This window comes from Micromonospora sp. NBC_01740, assembly GCF_035920365.1.
Lineage (GTDB): Bacteria > Actinomycetota > Actinomycetes > Mycobacteriales > Micromonosporaceae > Micromonospora > Micromonospora reichwaldensis.
The window spans coordinates 669,133-690,036 of the sequence record NZ_CP109150.1 but is presented as its reverse complement, the minus strand read 5'-3'; the positions used below and the strand labels follow the sequence as shown (position 1 = coordinate 690,036).

The following is a 20,904-nucleotide window of genomic DNA, read 5'->3' as shown; positions in this document are numbered from 1 at the left end:
CCGATGAGCCACAAACCCAGCGTCCTGTTCGTCTGCGTCCACAACGCCGGCCGCTCCCAGATGGCCGCCGCCTGGCTGCGCCACCTCGCCGGAGACACCATCGAGGTCCGCTCCGCTGGCAGCGCACCCGCCGGCCAGATCAACCCCGTCGCCGTCGACGCCATGCGGGAGGTCGGCATCGACATCGTCGACCAGACGCCGGCCCAACTCACCTGGGACACGGCCGAAGCCAGCGACGTCATCATCACCATGGGCTGCGGCGACGCCTGCCCCGTCTTCCCCGGCAAGCGCTACGAGGACTGGAAGCTCACCGACCCCGCCGGCCAACCCCTCGACATCGTCCGCCAGGTCCGCGACGACATCAGGACTCGGGTTACGCAGCTGCTGGTCAGCATCGGGCAACACGGCTGAGCACCCGGGACCATGGCGGGAACAGGTGACCCTGCGCTCCCTGTGGCCCGGCGCCGGTCTGAGGGGTGCGGGCGCACGCCCCAATGCGTGGCTGTGGCGGTTCCGCCGTCAAATGCCTTCGTAGCCGATACATTCCGAGTCGTGGACACACCACCGGGGGAACCCACCTTCTGGGCCCGTACCGCCGCCCGGCCTGCCCCCGGAGGGCCGGCGTGAGGGACCTGGAACGCCGTTACCGGCAACTGCTGCGGGCGTATCCCGCCGCGTACCGCCAGGCACGGGGCGGCGAGATCGTCGGCACGTATCTCGACCTGGCCGCGCCCGACCGCCGCTGGCCGTCGATCCTCGACGTGGGGGACGTGCTGGCCGGGGGTGGGCGTGAGCGCCTGCGCGCCGCCGGCGCTGCCGACCTCATACCCGGCGTACGCCTCGCCGCTGTTCTGAGCCACCTGACCGCGACCGCCCTCGCTGGCTTCTGGGCCGCCGCCGAAGTGGTCACCACGCCGGGTGTGTGGGGCTCGCCGGCCTTCGGGCCGTTCGCCACCACGGGCATCGTCGTCTGGGCCTGCTGGCTGCTGGCCGCCGTCGTTCATGTTCTCGGGCCGGCCCGGTGGGCCCGCGCCGCGATCGGACTGGCGTTGGTGTCCACCGTCGCCGTGGTGCCCGTCGCCGCCCTGTTCGAGTTGCCCCGCCCGTACCTGTTCGTTCTGCTTCCTCAGGCGGCTTTGGGCGTGTTGGCACTGGCACTTCCCTCCCACACGGTGCTACGCCACCGGCTCGCACCCTTGCCGATCGCACTGGGGGCGGCTCTCGTCGCAGCGGGGGTCCTGGCCGGGAAGGGCGCGTGGTTCTACCGGTTCAGCTACGGGGGCGCGTTCCTCCCGGAAACCGGCGCGGTCCTTCTGCTGGCCGCCATGCTCGCCGCGGCCGTGCTGTCCCTGCGCGGCGACGCCCGGGGCATCTGGGCTCTTCTCGTCCTGCTCACCCCCGTCGGACTGCTCGCCCTGGGGCCCCTGACCGAGAACGTAGCGCCCGTGGTCGGCGCCGGCCATGCGGACTTCCGCGTCGGCGCCGGAACCGCCGTCGCCGTCCTCATCGCGGGCGTGGCGGCTCTGACCGGGGCGCTCGCAGTCCGGGCACGTTCCGGCGCGACGGCCGACACCCCGGCGGTACCGGTGCGCGAGCGGTGCCCAGCCTGCGGCAGATAGCAGCCACGGGACCGCCGTCCTGAATGCTCCTACCCGGGTTCGTGGCGGAGCTTTGTCGGTCCGTCGTCTCAGCCCTGGCGCGCTGGCGCAGAACGAGTATGGTGGTCGATGTCCGGCCGGGCCTCCTCCCGGGCAGGGGGTCACCCACGGTGAAGGTGGGTACGCCCGGACTCCCGGACCTTCCCCGAATTGCGCGGAAGGTCGCAATCCGCAATGTGCGAAGTGCATGATGCCCACTCAGCCCCCGTGATCAGGGCTCGGTCGGGGCGGCCCGTGGGCCGAACGGCGGAACGTCGCCGACGCTCGGCCCGGCGGTACACGCACCGCTTTTCTGGGTACCTGCCTTGTGGCACGATCGTGGAACCTCCACCATCCCCGTGACACTTCCCCTGCAGGAGCAACCATGTCTCGTCGAAAGCTCGGCCAGCTGCTTGGCTCGCTTTTCGCGCTCGCCGTTCTCGCGAGCGGCGTCCTGGTCGGTGACCTCCAGGGATTCGGAGATCTCCAGACCGCCGACATCATCTGGAACATGCCCGCGCCTCGTTGAGTGACCACCGCTCGATGACGTGACACCGGCGGGCCGGTAAGGGGGCACGGGATGGCGGGTCGTGGCCCCACCGGCCCCCGCTCGACTGAATACGCGTGGCTGATCACCGGGCCGTTGGCCCTGATCGCCATCGTCTGCACGACGGCGGTCGGCTTGGTCGCGCCGCAGCCGTTCGGCGGGTGGTCGCTCGCGCTGCCACTTCTCGTGGCCATGGTGGCCGCCGGGATCCCGGTACTGAACTTCACCGTTCGGCGGCAGTCCCTCGGCGTGACCCTGACCGAGATCCCACTGGTCCTGGCGTTCTATCTCGTCGAACCGCTGACGGTTGTCATGATCTACACGGTCGCGTCGGCCGTGTCGCACCTCAGGCACCGGTTCGGCCCGACGAAGTTCTGGTTCAACGTGGGCCGCGCGGCCGCGGGTTCGTCCCTGGCCGTCCTCGTGCTCCAGGCCCTGCCGCCCGTCGAGGATGTCGGCCCGGCCACCTGGCTCAAGCTGTTCTTTGCGGCCAGCATGGTGAACCTGCTGAGCATGGCCTCGGTCGCCGGCGTGCACACACTGTTGCAGGGCTGGCAGGCGGGCCGGGGCGCGTTCCGGCAGTCGATGCCGGGGCTCCTGGCAGCGATGATCAATATTGCCATCGGCATCATCGTCCTCATCCTCATCGCGGCCACCTGGTGGTCGTTGCTGCTGCTGGGGGCGCTCCTCGTCGCGCTGGCCTTCGTCTACCGGGCGTACGCGCAGTTCTTCCGGCAGCACCGCACCCTCACCGACATGTACGAGCTGAGCCGCGCGGTCAGCGAGAGCGGTGAGTACGGCACGCTGCCCGACGCCCTCCTGGGCCGCGTACGGGCGCTCATGCAGGCCGAGTACGCGACGCTCTGGCTGCCCGCCCAGGGCCGGCACCCCGAGGTGCTGCTGACCGCGCGCAACGACGCCCCCGGTCTGCTCGACTTCGCCAAGACCCCGGCCGCCCTGCGGGAACGGGCCCGGGACGAGGGCCGCACCGTGGCCGTCGGTCGAGGACTGACGACCGACGGCGACCTGCGCGCCCCCCTCTCGACGCACCGGGTCAAGGACGTGATCGTCCTTCCACTGCGGTCCGGCCAGGCGGTCATCGGGACGCTGGAGGTGGCCAACCGGCTGGGGGACAGCAACTACTTCGTCCGCACCGACGTGCCGCTCTTCGAGACGGTGGCGGCGCACGCGGCGGTGGCGTTGGAAAACTCGCGGCTGGTCGACCGGCTCCGGCACGACGCCAGCCACGACACGCTGACCAGGCTGCCGAACCGGCGACGGATCACGGGCGCGCTGGAGGAGGCCGTCAAGATCCGGGCGCCCGGCGAGGTGGTGGCCCTGCTGCTGTTCGACGTCGACCGGCTGCGCCAGGTCAACGAGTCGCTCGGGCACGCCGCCGGCGACAAGGTCCTGGTGGAGGTCGCCAACCGGCTGCGCTCCTGCGTACCCTCGGCGGCCCTGGTCGGGCGGGCCGGCGGGGACGAGTTCCTGGTGACGCTGCGCCTGGAGAGCGCCGAGGCGGCGATGGAGCTGGCCGCGCAGCTGCGCGAGCAGATCCGCGACGAGATGGTCTTCGACGCGCTCACCCTCGACGTGGACACGGCCGTCGGTGTCGCCGTGCACCCCGACCACGGCAGCGACGCCGTCGCCCTGCTGCAACGGGTGGATCTGGCGGCGACGGCGGCCAAGTCCGTGCCGGGCAGCGTGCAGCTGTTCAGCCCGACGCTGGAGTCGCGGTCGCTGCGGCGGCTCGGCCTCGCCGGCGACCTGCGGCGCGCGCTGGACGCCGACGAGCTGGAGGTCTACTTCCAGCCCAAGGTGACGCTGCGCGACCGCCGGCTGGTCGGCGTGGAGTGCCTGGCCCGCTGGGAGCACCCGGCGCACGGCACGGTCGCCCCGGAGGACTTCGTCGCGGTGGCCGAGCACACCGGCCAGCTCGGCCGGTTCACCGAGTTCGTGCTCCGCGAGGGGCTGCGGCGCAGCCGGGACTGGACGCACGCCGGCCAGCCGCTCGCCGTCGCGGTCAACCTCTCCGCGCGTACGCTCACCGACCAGCACTTCCCGGCCCGCGTCAAGGAGCTGCTCGACGAGTACGGCGTGCCGCCGCAGCTGCTCACGCTGGAGATCAAGGAGGCCGGGGTGCTGGACGGCACCGACCGGCCCATCCCGACCCTGCGGCGACTGCGGGACCTCGGCGTACGGCTGTCGGTGGACGACTTCGGCACCGGCGACTCGTCCCTGGCCCACCTGCGCCGCCTGCCGGTGCACGAGGTGAAGGTCGACCGCTCCTTCGTGCAGGGCATGGCGACGGACCCGGGCGACCTGGCGATCGTCAACGCGGTGGTCACGCTCTCCCAGCAGTTCGGCCTGGCCGTGGTCGCCGAGGGCGTGGAGAGCGAGCTGACCCTGGAGCTGCTCCAGGACATCGGCTGCGAGATCGGCCAGGGCTTCCTGTTCAGCCGCCCGTTGCCGTACGAGCGGCTGGAGGCCTGGTTCGGCGCCCAGGTGGACCCGGAGACGATCTCCCCGGGGGAGCTGCCCCGGCTGCGGGCCGTGCCCTGAACTGCGGAGACGCGCCTGTGGGGGATCCGATTTCATCTCCGCCGCACGGCCGTGTAATGTATCCCCTGCGCGTCACCCCCCGGGGAGATCGCGCAGGCCCCCTTAGCTCAGTCGGCAGAGCGTCTCCATGGTAAGGAGAAGGTCTACGGTTCGATTCCGTAAGGGGGCTCAGAGGGTCCGGCTGGACCCGCCACGGCGGTGTAGCTCAGATGGTAGAGCAAGCGGCTCATAATCGCTGTGTCGCCGGTTCAAGTCCGGCCACCGCTACTCTCGTCCACCGGGCCAGCTCCCGGCGGTCGGTGGGATGGGCGCCACTGGCGCCCACTTTGCATGTCCGCGCCGTCAGCGCGTAGGCTGATGCGCCGTAGTTGTTACCCGTAGCGAGGAAGGCACTCCGCCGTGGCGAAGGCGACCGATGTCCGGCCGAAGATCACTTTGGCGTGTGTGGAGTGCAAGGAGCGCAACTACATCACGCGCAAGAACCGTCGTAACGACCCCGACCGCATCGAGCTGAAGAAGTTCTGCCCGCGGGACGGCAAGCACACGGTCCACCGCGAGACCCGCTGACCCACGGCCGGCACCGCCGGCCCGGTCCTCAGGCACTTCCCGATCGCCGGTCCGTAGGGACGGCGCGGCTCCGGCCGCCGCCGACCGTACGGATCGGCGATCGGCGTTTGCGTGTAGGTTCGCGGCATGTCCCTGGACCCGTCCTTCGTCGGCCGGACGTATCCGCCGACCGCCCCCTACCAGGTGGGCCGAGAAAAGATCCGCGAGTTCGCCACGGCGATCGGCGCCGCCGATCCGGCCCACCACGATCCGGAGGCCGCCCGCGCGCTCGGCCACCCGGACGTGGTCGCCCCGCCGACCTTCCCCATCGTGCTCACCATGGCGGCCAACCAGCAGATCATCGACGACCCGGCCCTCGGCGTCGACTACAGCCGCGTCGTCCACGGCGACCAGCGCTTCGCCTACGCCCGGCCGGTGGTGGCGGGGGACGAGCTGGTCTGCGTCAGCGTCATCGACGACGTCAGCAGCCGTGGCGGGCACGGCTTCCTGACCACCCGCACCGAGGTCGCCACCCCGGCCGGTGAGCCGGTCGTGACCGTCTGGTCGAAGCTCGTCGTACGCGGGGAGGGCTGAGATGGAACTGCCAGCCAGGACGTTCCGGGTGACGCGCGCGGACCTGGTCCGCTACGCCGGCGCCTCGGGGGACTTCAACCCGATCCACTGGAACGACCGGACCGCCACGAAGGTGGGTCTGCCCGGCGTGATCGCCCACGGCATGTTCACCATGGCGCTGGTCGGCCGCGCGGTGGCGGAGTGGGCCGGGGCGCCCGACGCGATCGTCGACTACAACGTCCGCTTCACCCGGCCGGTGGTCGTCCCGGACGACGACGAGGGCACCGAGATCGAGGTCACGGCCGTGGTCCGGGAGGTCACCGAGGACGGCCTGACCAGGCTCGACGTGACCGCCGTCTGCCGGGGGGAGAAGGTACTCTCGCAGGCTCGCGCGACCGTCCGGACGGCCCGCTGACCAGGCATCCGACGCGCGAGGGGCAGACCGGTTGGGAAAGTGGTGCCGCTACCCGTACACTGGTCCGCCGTGGGGCAAGTAACCCCTGCACGGTCGTGCATGACCGGGCGGGATGAGCATTGCCGCACAGGGGTGTAGCTCAATTGGCAGAGCAGCGGTCTCCAAAACCGCAGGCTGCAGGTTCAAGTCCTGTCACCCCTGCGCCTCAGGCCTGACCGTTCCCGTGGGTCGCGCCGCCTTACGGCGGCGTCCGGCCCGTGGTGGTGGCATCGGCGGGGTGGCCCCGAGGCATTCGGGTCCTCCCGGCTGATCCGCCGGCCGCGGCCCGTCGCGGGACGGTTGGTCCGGCCGGCGTGACCAAGCGCCGCGCACGCCCGACAGCGTGCGACCCCGACATCCCGCGACGGAGGGCGAAGTGGCCGACAAGAAGCGGCGCGGCGAGGACGCCGGCGACGACCGTCTGCACGACGAGGTCGTCGACGACGTGGCCGATGACGACGCCACCGACGCCGAGGAGCCGGTATCCCGGGGCGGCACCGCGACGCGCTCGCGGGCGAAGGCGGATTCGGCGGACAGCAAGCCGAAGACCAAGGCGGAAACCGACCGGGTCGGTCTGTTCGGCCGCATCGCCCGATTCATCCGCGAGGTCGTGGCGGAACTGCGTAAGGTCATCTGGCCGACCCGCAAGGAGCTGCTGACCTACACGGCCGTTGTGGTCGCCTTCGTCGCGGTGATGCTGACGATCGTGGCCGGCCTTGACTTCGCCTTCGCGAAGGGCGTGCTGTGGGTCTTCGGCAACCCCAGCTGACCGGCCGACTGAGCCGATAGTGACGGAAGTGAGCGAGCGTGCCTGAGTACGACGAGACCGCCGAGACCACGGACGAGCAGTCCACGGTGGCGACGGCGGCTGGTGACGAGTCGGTCGAGGCCGCCAGCGAGCCGGAGTTCCCCACCACCGAGCCCGCGCCGGACGAGGACTACGACCCGGTCGCCGAGCTGCGGCAGAAGCTGCGCTACGCGCCGGGCGACTGGTACGTGGTGCACTCGTACGCCGGCTACGAGAACAAGGTCAAGACCAACCTCGAGACCCGGATTACGAGCCTCGACATGGAGGACTACATCTACCAGGTCGAGGTGCCGACCCGGGAAGAGGTGGAGGTCAAGAACGGGAAGCGGTCGCAGATCCAGGCCAAGGTCTTCCCGGGCTACATCCTGGTCCGGATGGAGCTGACCGCCGAGTCCTACTCCTGCGTGCGCAACACGCCGGGTGTCACCGGCTTCGTGGGCGCGACGGACCGGGCCGACCGCCCGGCCCCGCTCTCCCTCGACGAGGTGCTGAAGTGGCTGGCGCCGGCCGTCGAGACCGAGCAGAAGAAGGCCAAGCCCGAGATCAAGGTCCTCGACTTCGAGGTCGGCGACTCGGTCACCGTCACCGACGGCGCCTTCGCCTCGCTGCCGGCGACGATCAGCGAGATCAACGCCGACCAGCAGAAGCTCAAGGTGCTGGTGTCGATCTTCGGTCGCGAGACGCCGGTGGAGCTGAACTTCAACCAGGTCGCCAAGATCTGACGTCGGGAGCGCCGGCGGTGGGCAGCGGCCCGCTGCCGGCGTACCTGTTCCGCCCCCCGCCCGACCTCGGCGCAGGCGGCGGCGGGACGCTGCGCTACTCTAGAACGTCGCCGCTGTCGCATCGCGCTGACCGTGCGCGCCTGCGGCCGGCACCTTTCCCAGTTCCAAGCCCCAGGAAGAGACATGCCTCCGAAGAAGAAGCTCGTCAAGACTTTCACGCTTCAGCTGAAGGCGGGCCAGGCCACGCCGGCGCCGCCGGTCGGCCCCGCGCTCGGCCAGCACGGCGTGAACATCATGGAGTTCTGCAAGTCCTACAACGCGCAGACCGAGGCTCAGCGGGGCGACATCGTCCCCGCCGAGATCAGCGTCTACGAGGACCGCAGCTTCACCTTCGTCCTGAAGACCCCGCCCGCCGCCCGGCTGCTGCTCAAGGCCGCCGGAGTGGAGAAGGGCTCGGGCGTCCCGCAGAAGGACAAGGTCGGCTCGGTGTCGCAGGCCCAGGTGCGTGAGATCGCCGAGAAGAAGATGGTCGACCTCAACGCCAACGACATCGACCAGGCTGCGAAGATCATCGCCGGCACCGCCCGGTCGATGGGCATCGTCGTCAACGACTGACCTCGGTCACCGCCAGATCCAGTTCGTGGGAGGGCGCGCGTGAAGCCGCGGCCCGCCATAGACCACAGGAGTACGTAGAAAATGCAGCGCAGCAAGAGCTACCGCAAGGCCGCCGAGGTCATCGACCGGTCGAAGCTCTACACCCCCGCCGAGGCCGTGAAGCTGGCCAAGGACACCACCTCCGCCAAGTTCGACGCCACGGTCGAGGTCGCCATGCGCCTCGGCGTCGACCCCCGCAAGGCGGACCAGATGGTCCGTGGCGTGGTCAACCTGCCGCACGGCACCGGTAAGACCGCCCGCGTGATCGTCTTCGCCGCCGGTGCGAAGGCCGAGGAGGCCGTCGCCGCCGGTGCGGACGAGGTGGGCACCGACGAGCTGGTCGCCCGGATCCAGGGCGGTTGGCTCGACTTCGACGCGGCGATCGCCACGCCGGACCAGATGGCCAAGATCGGCCGGATCGCGCGGATCCTGGGCCCGCGCGGTCTCATGCCGAACCCGAAGACCGGCACGGTGACCATGGACGTCACCAAGGCGGTCTCGGACATCAAGGGCGGTAAGATCACCTTCCGGGTGGACAAGCACTCCAACCTGCACCTGATCATCGGCAAGGCCTCGTTCTCCGAGACCCAGCTGATCGACAACTACGCGGCGGTCCTCGACGAGGTCCTGCGGGCCAAGCCGTCCGCCGCGAAGGGCAAGTACCTCAAGAAGGTCACCCTCACCACCACCATGGGCCCGGGCGTCCCGGTCGACCCCAACGTGGTGAAGAACCTGCAGGAGGCTCCGGCCGAGGCCTGAGCATCCGTACCCGTGACGGGGCGTCGCCACATCGTGGCGGCGCCCCGTTCCGTGTCGGTTGTGGCATGCTCGGCCGGTGCGCCTGGAGAACGTCTGGCTGCGCTACCGGCGGCGGGGCCCGTGGGTGCTGCGGGAAGCCGCGGTGCGGATCGGCCCCGGTGAGGTCGTGGTCGTCCTCGGCCGCAACGGTGTGGGCAAGTCGACCCTGCTCCAGGTGGCGGCCGGGGTGCTGCGGCCGAGCCGGGGGCGGGTCACCGGTCGACCCCGGCACGTCGGGTGGGTCCCGGAGCGCTTCCCGGCCGACCAACCCTTCACCGTCGAGCACTACCTGACCGCCATGGGACGTGTCGCCGGCCTCGACCCGGCGGCCGCCGGCCACGCGGTCGACCACTGGACCTCCCGGCTGGGCCTGTCCGGGTTCCGCCGGGTCCGCCTGCCGGAGCTGTCCAAGGGCACCGCCCAGAAGGTCGGCCTGGCCCAGGCGATGCTGCGTCCACCCGGCCTGCTGGTCCTCGACGAGCCGTGGGAGGGCCTCGACGCCGCGACCCGGGACCTCGTGCCCGAGGTGATCGACGAGGTGGCGGCGGCGGGCGGTTCGGTGCTGGTCAGCGACCACCGGGGCGAGATCGCCCGGCTGCCGGGTGCCCGCCGGTGGACGGTGGCGGACGGCACGGTCACCGAGGCCGCCCCGTCGGCGGAGGCGGCGCTGGCGGTGGTCGAGGTCGCGGTCCCGGTGGCGCGAGTCGACGGCACCGTCGCCCGGCTGCGCGCCGAGGGGCACCGGATCCTTCGCGTACGCCGGCCCGCCCGACCCGGCGTGGCCGCCCCGGACGACGCCGAGGGGCCGCCGACGGCGACCGTGGACCCCGGCGCGCCGCCCGTCGCCCGGGCGCCAGAGGCCACGGGCGGGACCACCGGAGGGCCACGGTGACCGCACTGCTCCGGCTGCGGCTGGCGGGCTTCCTGCGTACGGGACGGGCGCTGGCCCCGCTGCTGGCCGGCCTGGTGGCTCTCGGCGTCCTCTACGGCGGCGGCCGGGCGCAGCCGGGGGAGGCGTACGGCGTCTCGGCGGTGGTGCTCTTCCCGGTGCTCGCCTGGCAGACCAAGGTGCTGCTGGACGTCGAGCCGGACGTGCAGCGCCGGCTGGCGCAGGCGCTCGTCGGGGTGCGCCGGGAGCGACTGGCCGGGCTGCTGGCGGCCGGCGTGGCCGGGCTCGGCACGGTGGCCGTCGCGCTGGTCTTCCCGTGGCTGGTGGGCGGGGTCGCCGGTCCGGTGGGACCGGGCGACCGGTCGGTGCCGGTGGGGATCGCCGTCGGGCTGTGGGCGCACCTGCTGGCCGTACCCGCGGCGGTGGCGCTCGGGGCGCTGGCCAGCCGCGCCTCCACGGGCAGCGCCGGCTACGGCGTCGCGGTGCTCGCGCTCGGCGGGGTCGGCGCGGTCGCCCTCGGCCTGAGCGGCTCGGTGGCGCCGTGGCTGGCGCCGCCGGTGATGGCCACCGCGCGGGCCGCCGCCGACGGCCTGGTCGCGTCCACGGTGGGCCTGCTCACCGCCTGGGCCGTGGCCTGGAGCGCGGCGGCCGCAGCGGCGTATCTGTGGCGGCGGCGTCACCGACCCTGACCGTCGGCCCCTCGGGGTGCGGGGGAGTGACCCGGCCCACCGGGGGGCGATTTGGTGGTCGCGGGGCTCCTCGCGTAACCTAGGCCGCGAAGTTCCACCCAGAGACCGCTGGTCACCGTGCCCCGGCACGGTCGAAGGTCCCGCGACTACGGGCGACCCGCGCAGGGCGGTAAGCGAAAATCGGTGCTGAGCATGGTCCGCCGACCGTGTCCGTGTGCCGGCCCTCGCCCCGTGCGCCCTGCGCCGGGGCCTTTCTCGTTGTCGTGGCACCTGCGCCCCCGTCGAAAGCTCCGGCCGACGACGGTGACCGGCCTCGAGTAACGAGAGAGGAGGGACATGGCGGACAAGCCGATCCGGGCCGACAAGGCCACGGCCGTCGCTGAGCTGACCGAGAGCTTCCGCAACGCGGGTGCCACGGTGCTGACCGAGTACCGCGGTCTGACGGTTTCCCAGCTCACCCAGCTGCGGCGCTCGCTCGGCAAGGAGACCAGCTACACCGTTGCGAAGAACACGCTCGCGAAGCGTGCCGCGACCGACGCTGGTATCTCCGGCCTCGACGAGATGTTCTCCGGTCCTACCGCGCTGACTTTCGTTTCGGGCGACGTCGTCGAGGCGGCGAAGGGGCTTCGCGACTTCGCGAAGGCCAACCCGAAGCTCGTCATCAAGGGCGGTGTCTTCGAGGGCAAGGCCATTACCGCGGCCGAGGTCACGAAGCTCGCCGACCTGGAGTCCCGTGAGGTGCTGCTGGCCAAGCTGGCCGGCGCGATGAAGGGCAACCTGAGCAAGGCCGCGGCCCTGTTCCAGGCCCCGCTGTCGAAGACCGCCCGTCTGGCGGCCGCCCTGCAGGACAAGCGCGAGAAGGAGGGCGCCGAGGCGGCCTGAGGCCCCGCGGCGCACCCAGTTCTTACCTAACAGATTCAGGAAAGGACGCCAGACATGGCGAAGCTCAGCACCGACGAGCTGCTCGACGCGTTCAAGGAGATGACGCTGATCGAGCTCTCCGAGTTCGTGAAGCAGTTCGAGGAGACCTTCGAGGTCACCGCGGCCGCTCCGGTCGCCGTCGCCGGCCCGGCCGGCCCGGCCGCCGCTGCTCCGGTCGAGGAGGAGAAGGACGAGTTCGACGTCATCCTCGAGGCTGACGGCGGCAAGAAGATCCAGGTCATCAAGGTCGTGCGCGAGCTGACCGGCCTGGGCCTCAAGGAGGCCAAGGACCTGGTCGAGGCCGCTCCGAAGGCCGTCCTGGAGAAGGCCAACAAGGAGACCGCCGAGAAGGCGAAGACCAAGCTCGAGGGCGAGGGCGCCAAGGTCACCCTCAAGTGACCTGACGTACCACCAGGCGCGTGTCCGGCTCGGTGAGCCGGGGCACACCGCGTCACGGCGGGCGGTGATCCGACACTGGATCGCCGCCCGCCTTCGTGGTGGATCCGGCGACAGGGGCGGTGAGCAGGGCGTCGACGCGCCGCCACGGTCGGCGACCGGGGCCCGGGAGTAGCCCGTCGGTGGGAAAGAAGCGGCGACCCGGATGCCGGGCCTTGACGCGGCCCCGCACCGACAGGCACGCTGACACAGCAAGACCTTCCGCGCTTGCAACGGCCACCACTTGGGTAATGGCAGCGGCGACACCATCGGCCGCGGCACCTGAGCGGCCCGGCAGGAACGTCGCGTTCCGAGCGGCCCGGTTCGACCCCGGTTCAGGGGTCCCGAGGCACGTTCCGCGACGACCTGCGGGTTGGGCTGGACAGCGGTTAGCCTCTCGGCTACACTGCTAGTTTGCGCTGCCTTCCGACTTGACCCCTGCTCGGAAATGTCCGTTTACGGATATTTCTGGTGGGGTCATTGGAGTGCACGCGTACCAGCCGTTCTGCAGCACCGGTCCTCGGAAGGACGCATCTTGGCAGCTTCCCGCCCTGCGAAGACCAGTCGTACGTCGAGCGCATTCGCTCCCCGCCGAGTTTCATTCGGCAGGATCACCGAACACCTCGAGGTCCCCAACCTCCTCGCCATCCAGAACGAGTCCTTCGACTGGCTCGTCGGCAACGAGGCTTGGCAGGGCCGGTCGGCGGACGACCCGCACGCACGCTCGGGTCTCGCGGAGATCCTCGACGAGATCAGTCCCATTGAGGACTTCTCCGGCACCATGTCGCTCTCCTTCTCGGCTCCGCGCTTCGACGAGGTCAAGGCCTCGATCGAGGAGTGCAAGGAGAAGGACCTGACCTACTGCGCCCCGCTCTTCGTGACCGCGGAGTTCACCAACAACACCACCGGCGAGATCAAGAGCCAGACGGTGTTCATGGGTGACTTCCCGATGATGACGCCGAAGGGCACCTTCATCATCAATGGCACCGAGCGCGTCGTGGTCAGCCAGCTCGTCCGGTCCCCGGGCGTCTACTTCGACAAGCAGCCGGACAAGACCTCCGACCGCGACCTCACCAGCGTCAAGGTCATTCCCAGCCGGGGCGCCTGGCTGGAGTTCGACATCGACAAGCGCGACACGGTCGGCGTCCGCATCGACCGCAAGCGCCGGCAGGCCGTCACCGTCCTGCTCAAGGCCGTCGGTTGGTCGGCCGAGCGTATCCGCGAGCGGTTCGGCTGGTCCGAGCTGATGATGACCACGCTCGAGAAGGACCACATCGCCGGCGCGGACGAGGCGTTGCTCGACATCTACCGGAAGCTCCGCCCTGGCGAGCCGCCGACCCGCGAGAACGCCCAGACCCTGCTCGACAACCTCTTCTTCAACCCGAAGCGGTACGACGTCGCCAAGGTCGGTCGTTACAAGTTCAACAAGAAGCTCGAGCTGGAGGTGCCGATCACGACCGGCACCCTGACCGAGGACGACATCGTCGCCACCGTGGAGTACCTCTGCCGGCTGCACGCCGGTGAGGACGGCTACGAGGCCGACGACATCGACCACTTCGGCAACCGGCGCCTGCGTACCGTGGGTGAGCTGATCCAGAACCAGGTCCGGGTCGGTCTGTCCCGGATGGAGCGGGTCGTCCGCGAGCGGATGACCACCCAGGACGTCGAGGCGATCACGCCGCAGACCCTGATCAACATCCGTCCCGTGGTGGCGGCGATCAAGGAGTTCTTCGGCACGTCGCAGCTGTCCCAGTTCATGGACCAGACCAACCCGCTGGCGGGCCTGACCCACCGGCGCCGGCTGAGCGCGCTCGGCCCGGGTGGTCTGTCCCGGGAGCGGGCCGGCTTCGAGGTCCGCGACGTGCACCCGTCCCACTACGGCCGGATGTGCCCGATCGAGACGCCGGAAGGCCCGAACATCGGTCTGATCGGCGCGCTGTCCACCTTCGCCCGGGTCAACCCGTTCGGCTTCATCGAGACGCCGTACCGGAAGGTCGTCGACGGTCGGGTCACCGACCAGATCGACTACCTGACCGCGGACGAGGAGGACCGGTTCGTCAAGGCGCAGGCCAACGCGCCGCTGAAGGCCGACGGCACGTTCGCCGAGGACCGGGTCCTGTGCCGCCGTAAGGGCGGCGAGACCGAGGACGTGGTGCCGAGCGCCGTCGACTACATGGACGTGTCGCCGCGGCAGATGACCTCGGTCGCCACCGCGATGATCCCGTTCCTCGAGCACGACGACGCCAACCGGGCGCTGATGGGCGCGAACATGCAGCGCCAGGCGGTGCCGCTGGTCAAGGCCGAGTCCCCGCTCGTCGGCACCGGCATGGAATACCGTGCCGCGGTCGACGCCGGTGACGTGGTCGTCGCCGAGGTCGGCGGCGTCATCGAGGACCTCTGCGCCGACTACATCACCATCCACCAGGACGACGGCCACCGCCGCACGTACCTGCTGCACAAGTTCCGCCGCTCCAACGCCGGCTCCTGTGTCAACCAGAAGCCGGTCGTCTTCGAGGGCGACCGCGTCGAGGCCGGTCAGGTCATCGCCGACGGTCCGTGCACCGACGAGGGCGAGATGGCGCTCGGGCGCAACCTGCTCGTGGCGTTCATGTGCTGGGAGGGCCACAACTACGAGGACGCGATCATCCTGTCGCAGCGCCTCGTGCAGCAGGACGTGCTCACCTCGATCCACATCGAGGAGCACGAGGTCGACGCCCGGGACACCAAGCTGGGCCCGGAGGAGATCACCCGCGACATCCCGAACGTCAGCGAGGAGATGCTCGCCGACCTCGACGAGCGCGGCATCATCCGGATCGGCGCCGAGGTCGTCCCCGGCGACATCCTGGTCGGCAAGGTCACGCCCAAGGGCGAGACCGAGCTGACCCCGGAGGAGCGGCTGCTCCGCGCGATCTTCGGTGAGAAGGCGCGCGAGGTCCGCGACACCTCGCTGAAGGTGCCGCACGGCGAGACCGGCACGGTCATCGGCGTGCGTACCTTCTCCCGCGAGGACGGCGACGAGCTGCCGCCGGGCGTCAACGAGCTGGTCCGGGTCTACGTCGCCCAGAAGCGGAAGATCCAGGACGGCGACAAGCTCGCCGGCCGGCACGGCAACAAGGGCGTCATCTCCAAGATCCTGCCGATCGAGGACATGCCGTTCCTGGAGGACGGCACGCCCGTCGACATCGTGCTCAACCCGCTCGGTGTGCCGTCCCGGATGAACATCGGCCAGGTGCTGGAGACGCACCTTGGCTGGGTGGCGAAGACGGGCTGGAGCGTCGACGGCGACGACGCCGAGTGGAAGCGCCAGCTGCGCTCCATCGAGGCGCACGAGTCGGAGCCGGACACCAACGTGGCCACGCCGGTCTTCGACGGTGCCCGCGAGGAGGAGATCTCCGGCCTGCTGGCGTCGACCCTGCCCAACCGGGACGGCAAGCAGCTGATCGGTTCCACCGGCAAGGCGCAGCTGTTCGACGGTCGCTCCGGCGAGCCGCTGCCGGACCCGATCGCGGTCGGCTACATCTACATCCTGAAGCTCAACCACCTGGTCGACGACAAGATCCACGCCCGGTCGACCGGTCCGTACTCGATGATCACGCAGCAGCCGCTGGGTGGTAAGGCGCAGTTCGGTGGCCAGCGCTTCGGCGAGATGGAGTGCTGGGCGATGCAGGCGTACGGCGCCGCGTACGCCCTGCAGGAGCTGTTGACGATCAAGTCCGACGACGTCCTCGGCCGGGTCAAGGTCTACGAGGCCATCGTCAAGGGCGAGAACATCCCGGAGCCGGGCATCCCGGAGTCGTTCAAGGTGCTGCTCAAGGAGCTGCAGTCGCTGTGCCTCAACGTCGAGGTGCTGTCCAGCGACGGCGTGGCCCTGGAGATGCGCGAGACCGACGACGAGGTGTTCCGCGCCGCGGAGGAGCTGGGCATCGACCTGTCCCGGCGCGAGCCGAGCTCGGTCGAAGAGGTCTGAGGTGAGCGGTCGGGGGCCGGCTCGCCGGCTCCCGACCCCACCCACTAGCTAGCAGTACAGACGACGACATAGGGGACATAGTGCTCGACGTCAACTTCTTCGACGAGCTGCGCATCGGCCTCGCCACCGCTGACGACATCCGTCAGTGGTCGCACGGTGAGGTCAAGAAGCCTGAGACGATCAACTACCGCACCCTGAAGCCGGAAAAGGACGGGCTCTTCTGCGAGAAGATCTTCGGTCCGCAGCGGGACTGGGAGTGCTACTGCGGTAAGTACAAGCGGGTCCGGTTCAAGGGCATCATCTGTGAGCGCTGCGGCGTCGAGGTGACCCGGTCGAAGGTCCGCCGCGAGCGGATGGGGCACATCGAGCTCGCCGCGCCGGTGACCCACATCTGGTACTTCAAGGGCGTGCCGAGCCGGCTGGGCTACCTGCTGGACCTCGCCCCCAAGGACCTCGAAAAGATCATCTACTTCGCCTCGTACGTCGTGACGAGCGTGGACGCCGAGTCGCGTCACCGTGACCTCTCGACGATCGAGAACGAGATCCTGGCCGAGAAGCGGCAGGCCGAGAACAGCCGCGACTCGGAGATCGAGAAGCGGGCCACCAAGCTCGAGGCCGACCTGGCCGAGCTGGAGGCCGAGGGTGCCAAGGCGGACGTCCGGCGCAAGGTCAAGGAGGGCGGAGAGCGCGAGATGCGCCAGATCCGCGACCGGGCCCAGCGCGAGATCGACCGCCTGGACGAGGTGCTGGACACCTTCCGCAAGCTGGAGCCGAAGCAGCTCGTCACCGACGAACTGCTCTACCGCGAGCTGCGGGACCGGTTCGGCGAGTACTTCACCGGCGGCATGGGCGCCGAGGCCATCAAGGCGCTGGTCCAGAACATGGACCTCGACGCCGAGGCCGAGAACCTGCGCGAGACCATCCGCTCCGGCAAGGGCCAGCGGAAGATCCGGGCGCTCAAGCGGCTCAAGGTCGTCGCGGCGTTCCTGAACACCCGCAACTCGCCGCTCGGCATGGTGCTCGACTGCGTGCCGGTCATCCCGCCGGACCTGCGCCCGATGGTGCAGCTCGACGGTGGCCGCTTCGCGACCTCCGACCTGAACGACCTGTACCGCCGCGTGATCAACCGGAACAACCGCCTCAAGCGGCTGATCGACCTCGGCGCGCCCGAGATCATCGTCAACAACGAGAAGCGGATGCTCCAGGAGGCCGTCGACGCGCTGTTCGACAACGGCCGCCGCGGCCGGCCGGTCACCGGGCCGGGCAACCGCCCGCTGAAGTCGCTCTCCGACATGCTCAAGGGCAAGCAGGGCCGATTCCGGCAGAACCTGCTGGGCAAGCGCGTCGACTACTCCGGCCGTTCGGTCATCGTCGTCGGCCCGAAGCTGAAGCTGCACCAGTGCGGCCTGCCCAAGCAGATGGCGCTGGAGCTGTTCAAGCCGTTCGTGATGAAGCGGCTGGTCGACCTCAACCACGCGCAGAACATCAAGTCCGCCAAGCGGATGGTCGAGCGGCAGCGCCCGGTCGTGTGGGACGTGCTCGAAGAGGTCATCGGCGAGCACCCGGTCCTGCTGAACCGGGCGCCGACCCTGCACCGCCTGGGCATCCAGGCCTTCGAGCCGCAGCTCGTCGAGGGCAAGGCCATCCAGATCCACCCGCTGGTCTGCACCGCGTTCAACGCCGACTTCGACGGTGACCAGATGGCGGTGCACGTGCCGCTGTCCGCCGAGGCCCAGGCCGAGGCGCGGATCCTGATGCTGTCGTCGAACAACATCCTCAAGCCGGCCGACGGCAAGCCCGTCACCATGCCCACCCAGGACATGGTCATCGGCCTCTACCACCTCACCCACCTCACGGCGGGCGAGAAGGGCGAGGGCCGGGCGTTCAGCTCGGACGCCGAGGCGCGGATGGCGTACGACAACGGCGAGCTGCACCTGCAGGCCCCGGTGAAGATCCGCCTGCGTGGCGTGGTCGGGGTCGACAACGGCGCCGGCGCTGAGGCGTGGACCGCCCCGGAGGGCTGGGCCGAGGGCGAGCCGCTGACCGTCGAGACGACCCTCGGTCGGGTGCTGTTCAACGAGACGCTGCCGCAGGGCTACCGCTTCGTGAACTACGAGATCCGCAAGGGTCAGCTCTCCGCGATCGTCAACGACCTCGCCGAGCGCTTCCCCAAGGTGGCGCTGGCCGCCACCCTGGACGGGCTCAAGGAGGCCGGCTTCCACTGGGCCACCTGGTCCGGCGTGACGATCGGCATGGAGGACGTCATCGCCCCGCCGCGCAAGCGGGAGATCCTGGAGCGGTACGAGAAGGAAGCCGACCAGATCGACAAGCAGTACCAGCGCGGTCTGATGACCCCGGAGGAGCGTCGCGGCGAGCTCATCCAGATCTGGACCAAGGCGACCAACGAGGTTGCCAAGGAGATGGACACCGCTCTGCCGCAGGAGAACCCGCTGTGGAAGATGATCAACTCGGGTGCTCGCGGTAACCTCCTCCAGCTCCGGCAGATCGCGGCGATCCGTGGTCTGGTGGCCAACCCGAAGGGCGAGATCATCCCGCGGCCGATCAAGGCCAGCTACCGGGAGGGTCTGTCCGTGCTGGAGTACTTCATCTCCACGCACGGTGCCCGTAAGGGTCTCGCGGACACCGCCCTGCGTACCGCCGACTCGGGTTACCTGACCCGTCGTCTGGTGGACGTCTCGCAGGACGTCATCATCCGCGAGGAGGACTGCGGCACCGACCGCGCCATCCCGATGCAGATCGGCGAGCGGATCGACGGCAAGCTGGTCGTGCACGAGCACGCCGAGACCAGCGTGCACGCCCGGACGCTGGCCGACGACATCAAGGGGCCGGACGGCGTCGTCGTCGCCGAGCGGGGTCAGGACATCAACTCGATCCTGGTCGACAAGATCGTCGCCGCCGGGACGGAGACGGTCCGGGTGCGCAGCGTGCTCACCTGCGAGTCGAAGCTGGGCGTCTGCGGTGCGTGCTACGGCCGCTCGCTGCCGACCGGCAAGACCGTGGACGTCGGCGAGGCGGTCGGCATCATCGCCGCCCAGTCGATTGGTGAGCCCGGTACGCAGCTGACGATGCGTACCTTCCACACCGGTGGCGTCGCGGGTGAGGACATCACCCAGGGTCTGCCCCGTGTCCAGGAGATCTTCGAGGCCCGGGTCCCGAAGGGCAAGGCGCCCATCGCCGACACCCCGGGTCGGATCCGGATCGAGGACGGCGAGCGCTCGCGGAAGATCATCGTGGTGCCGGACGACGGCAGCGACGAGATCGTCTACGACAAGATCTCCAAGCGGGTCCGGCTGCGGACCCACGACGGCGGTCACGTCGCGGTCGGCGAGAAGCTGACCGAGGGCACCATCGACCCGCACGAGCTTCTGCGGATCATGGGTCCGCGTGCGGTTCAGGTCCACCTGACCAGTGAGGTCCAGGAGGTCTACCGCTCGCAGGGTGTGCTCATCCACGACAAGCACATCGAGATCATCATCCGCCAGATGCTCAAGCGGGTGACGGTCATCGACTCCGGCTCGACCGAGTTCCTGCCGGGCGTGCTGGTCGACCGGGCGCTGTTCGAGTCGGAGAACCGCCGACTCGTCTCCGAGGGCGGCGAGCCCGCCGCCGGCCGCCCGGTGCTGATGGGTATCACCAAGGCCTCGCTGGCCACCGACTCCTGGCTCTCGGCGGCCTCCTTCCAGGAGACCACCCGGGTGCTGACCGACGCGGCGATCAACTCGCGCAGCGACTCGCTCGTCGGCCTCAAGGAGAACGTGATCATCGGTAAGCTCATCCCGGCCGGTACGGGCATCAGCAAGTACCGCAACGTCCGGGTCGAGCCGACCGAGGAGGCGAAGGCCAAGGTCTACTCGATGACCGGCTACCCGGAGACCGACTACGGCTTCGGGCCGGCCAGCGGCCAGGCGGTTCCGCTGGACGACTTCGACTTCGGGTCGTACCGCTAAGCAGCACGATCGACGAGGCCCCCGGCACGCGCCGGGGGCCTCGTCGCGTCCCGGGGCCTGGGTGGCCCGTGCGGGCGCCGCGGCGGAGCGCACCGGGGCATGATGGGGGCATGACGACCGCACCCGGGCAGGCGCCCGTCGCCCAGCCGGGGCTGCCCCGCCATCCGCTCGACCCGGACCCGGCCCGGGCCACCAAGGCGCGGGCGGTCTTCGCACTCGGCCTGATCGGCGCGCTGACCGGCCTGTTCATCGGCGGCGTGGTGCCGGCCACGGTGGCGCTCCAGCTCGCCCGCCAGGCGCGCCGGGAGGCGTACGCCTCGGGGGGTTTCCTGACCGGCTCCGCCTGGCTGCGGCGGGGGGAGCGGCTGGCCTGGACGGGCCTGGTGCTCGTCGCCGTCAGCGTGGTGGCCGCGGTGGTGCTCGGGGTGGTCCGGCTCGCCGACACGCCCTACGGGCAGGACTTCGCACCGAACATGGACTGACCGACCGCCCGAGCGGAACGGGTCTCGCGCCGGGCGCGGGCCGTCGGGCCGGCGGCGGTAGCCTGGCCCGGTGTCCGTCGCGCGGCGGTGGACGCCGAGACGTCGACAGGAGGACCCGTGACGGAACCGGCGCGCTACCCGGGCGGCGATCCCGTGGCGCACCCCGCCGCGCATCCCGACGCCCCGCCCGGCGGGACGCCGTGGGCGCGACCCGACGCGGGCACTCCGTCCGTCGCGCCGGGGTACCCGCCG

At 70.2% G+C, this 20,904-nt stretch carries 18 protein-coding genes and 3 tRNA genes; all 21 read left to right on the top strand.

Translation table 11 applies throughout. The features are described from left to right. Positions 1-3 precede the first annotated feature (3 nt). The 21 genes from OG989_RS03150 to OG989_RS03050 all read left to right on the top strand — a co-directional run bounded on the left by OG989_RS03150 (position 4) and on the right by OG989_RS03050 (position 20,652). Positions 4-411 (top strand): arsenate reductase ArsC, encoded by a 408-nt coding sequence (locus OG989_RS03150; RefSeq protein ID WP_327029608.1) that lies wholly within the window; start codon positions 4-6, stop codon positions 409-411. 212 nt (positions 412-623) lie between these two features. Continuing rightward, positions 624-1,619 (top strand): hypothetical protein, encoded by a 996-nt coding sequence (locus tag OG989_RS03145; RefSeq protein ID WP_327029607.1) that lies wholly within the window; start codon positions 624-626, stop codon positions 1,617-1,619. 403 nt (positions 1,620-2,022) lie between these two features. After that, positions 2,023-2,166, top strand: coding sequence for a hypothetical protein (locus OG989_RS03140; protein ID WP_165947696.1), 144 nt, complete (start codon positions 2,023-2,025; stop codon positions 2,164-2,166). A gap of 51 nt (positions 2,167-2,217) precedes the next feature. Further along, a complete protein-coding gene (locus OG989_RS03135) occupies positions 2,218-4,746 on the top strand; it encodes a putative bifunctional diguanylate cyclase/phosphodiesterase (RefSeq protein WP_151453319.1) in 2,529 nt (842 codons plus the stop codon). Positions 4,747-4,842: 96 nt separating this feature from the next. Beyond that, positions 4,843-4,915 (top strand) — tRNA-Thr (locus OG989_RS03130). Positions 4,916-4,940: 25 nt separating this feature from the next. Continuing rightward, positions 4,941-5,013: transfer RNA gene (locus tag OG989_RS03125), tRNA-Met, on the top strand. Between the two features lie 132 nt (positions 5,014-5,145). Next, positions 5,146-5,313, top strand: coding sequence for a 50S ribosomal protein L33 (rpmG, locus tag OG989_RS03120; protein ID WP_013288652.1), 168 nt, complete (start codon positions 5,146-5,148; stop codon positions 5,311-5,313). Between the two features lie 126 nt (positions 5,314-5,439). Then, positions 5,440-5,886: a MaoC family dehydratase N-terminal domain-containing protein gene (locus OG989_RS03115; RefSeq protein ID WP_151453320.1), complete on the top strand. Its 447-nt coding sequence runs from the start codon at positions 5,440-5,442 to the stop codon at positions 5,884-5,886. 1 nt (position 5,887) lies between these two features. Beyond that, positions 5,888-6,280 carry a MaoC family dehydratase gene (locus OG989_RS03110; protein WP_132230891.1) on the top strand — a complete coding sequence of 131 codons (393 nt, stop codon included), beginning with the start codon at positions 5,888-5,890 and terminating at the stop codon, positions 6,278-6,280. Between the two features lie 128 nt (positions 6,281-6,408). Then, a tRNA-Trp gene (locus OG989_RS03105) sits at positions 6,409-6,481 on the top strand. Between the two features lie 214 nt (positions 6,482-6,695). Beyond that, the gene (secE, locus tag OG989_RS03100; protein WP_088998337.1) at positions 6,696-7,088 is read left to right on the top strand and encodes a preprotein translocase subunit SecE; all 393 of its coding nucleotides are present in this window, start codon (positions 6,696-6,698) and stop codon (positions 7,086-7,088) included. 38 nt (positions 7,089-7,126) lie between these two features. Next, complete coding sequence (gene nusG, locus OG989_RS03095) at positions 7,127-7,849, top strand: transcription termination/antitermination protein NusG (protein ID WP_088998338.1); 723 nt, start codon at positions 7,127-7,129, stop codon at positions 7,847-7,849. 183 nt (positions 7,850-8,032) lie between these two features. Then, entirely contained in the window at positions 8,033-8,464 is a 432-nt protein-coding gene (gene rplK, locus OG989_RS03090) for a 50S ribosomal protein L11 (RefSeq protein WP_151453321.1), read from the top strand. Between the two features lie 81 nt (positions 8,465-8,545). Next, positions 8,546-9,262 carry a 50S ribosomal protein L1 gene (rplA, locus tag OG989_RS03085; RefSeq protein ID WP_132230893.1) on the top strand — a complete coding sequence of 239 codons (717 nt, stop codon included), beginning with the start codon at positions 8,546-8,548 and terminating at the stop codon, positions 9,260-9,262. A 76-nt stretch (positions 9,263-9,338) separates the two neighbouring features. Then, positions 9,339-10,193, top strand: coding sequence for an ABC transporter ATP-binding protein (locus OG989_RS03080; RefSeq protein ID WP_327029606.1), 855 nt, complete (start codon positions 9,339-9,341; stop codon positions 10,191-10,193). Beyond that, positions 10,190-10,879 (top strand): hypothetical protein, encoded by a 690-nt coding sequence (locus OG989_RS03075; protein ID WP_327029605.1) that lies wholly within the window; start codon positions 10,190-10,192, stop codon positions 10,877-10,879. Before OG989_RS03080 ends, OG989_RS03075 begins: the two co-directional genes overlap by 4 nt. Before the next feature lie 336 nt (positions 10,880-11,215). Continuing rightward, the gene (rplJ, locus tag OG989_RS03070; RefSeq protein WP_132230896.1) at positions 11,216-11,761 is read left to right on the top strand and encodes a 50S ribosomal protein L10; all 546 of its coding nucleotides are present in this window, start codon (positions 11,216-11,218) and stop codon (positions 11,759-11,761) included. A gap of 54 nt (positions 11,762-11,815) precedes the next feature. Further along, positions 11,816-12,199, top strand: coding sequence for a 50S ribosomal protein L7/L12 (gene rplL, locus OG989_RS03065; RefSeq protein ID WP_132230897.1), 384 nt, complete (start codon positions 11,816-11,818; stop codon positions 12,197-12,199). 571 nt (positions 12,200-12,770) lie between these two features. Next, a complete protein-coding gene (gene rpoB, locus OG989_RS03060; RefSeq protein ID WP_132230898.1) occupies positions 12,771-16,202 on the top strand; it encodes a DNA-directed RNA polymerase subunit beta in 3,432 nt (1,143 codons plus the stop codon). Between the two features lie 80 nt (positions 16,203-16,282). Beyond that, positions 16,283-20,170 (top strand): DNA-directed RNA polymerase subunit beta', encoded by a 3,888-nt coding sequence (locus tag OG989_RS03055; RefSeq protein ID WP_327029604.1) that lies wholly within the window; start codon positions 16,283-16,285, stop codon positions 20,168-20,170. 110 nt (positions 20,171-20,280) lie between these two features. Further along, positions 20,281-20,652: a hypothetical protein gene (locus tag OG989_RS03050; RefSeq protein ID WP_132230900.1), complete on the top strand. Its 372-nt coding sequence runs from the start codon at positions 20,281-20,283 to the stop codon at positions 20,650-20,652. Positions 20,653-20,904 lie beyond the last annotated feature (252 nt).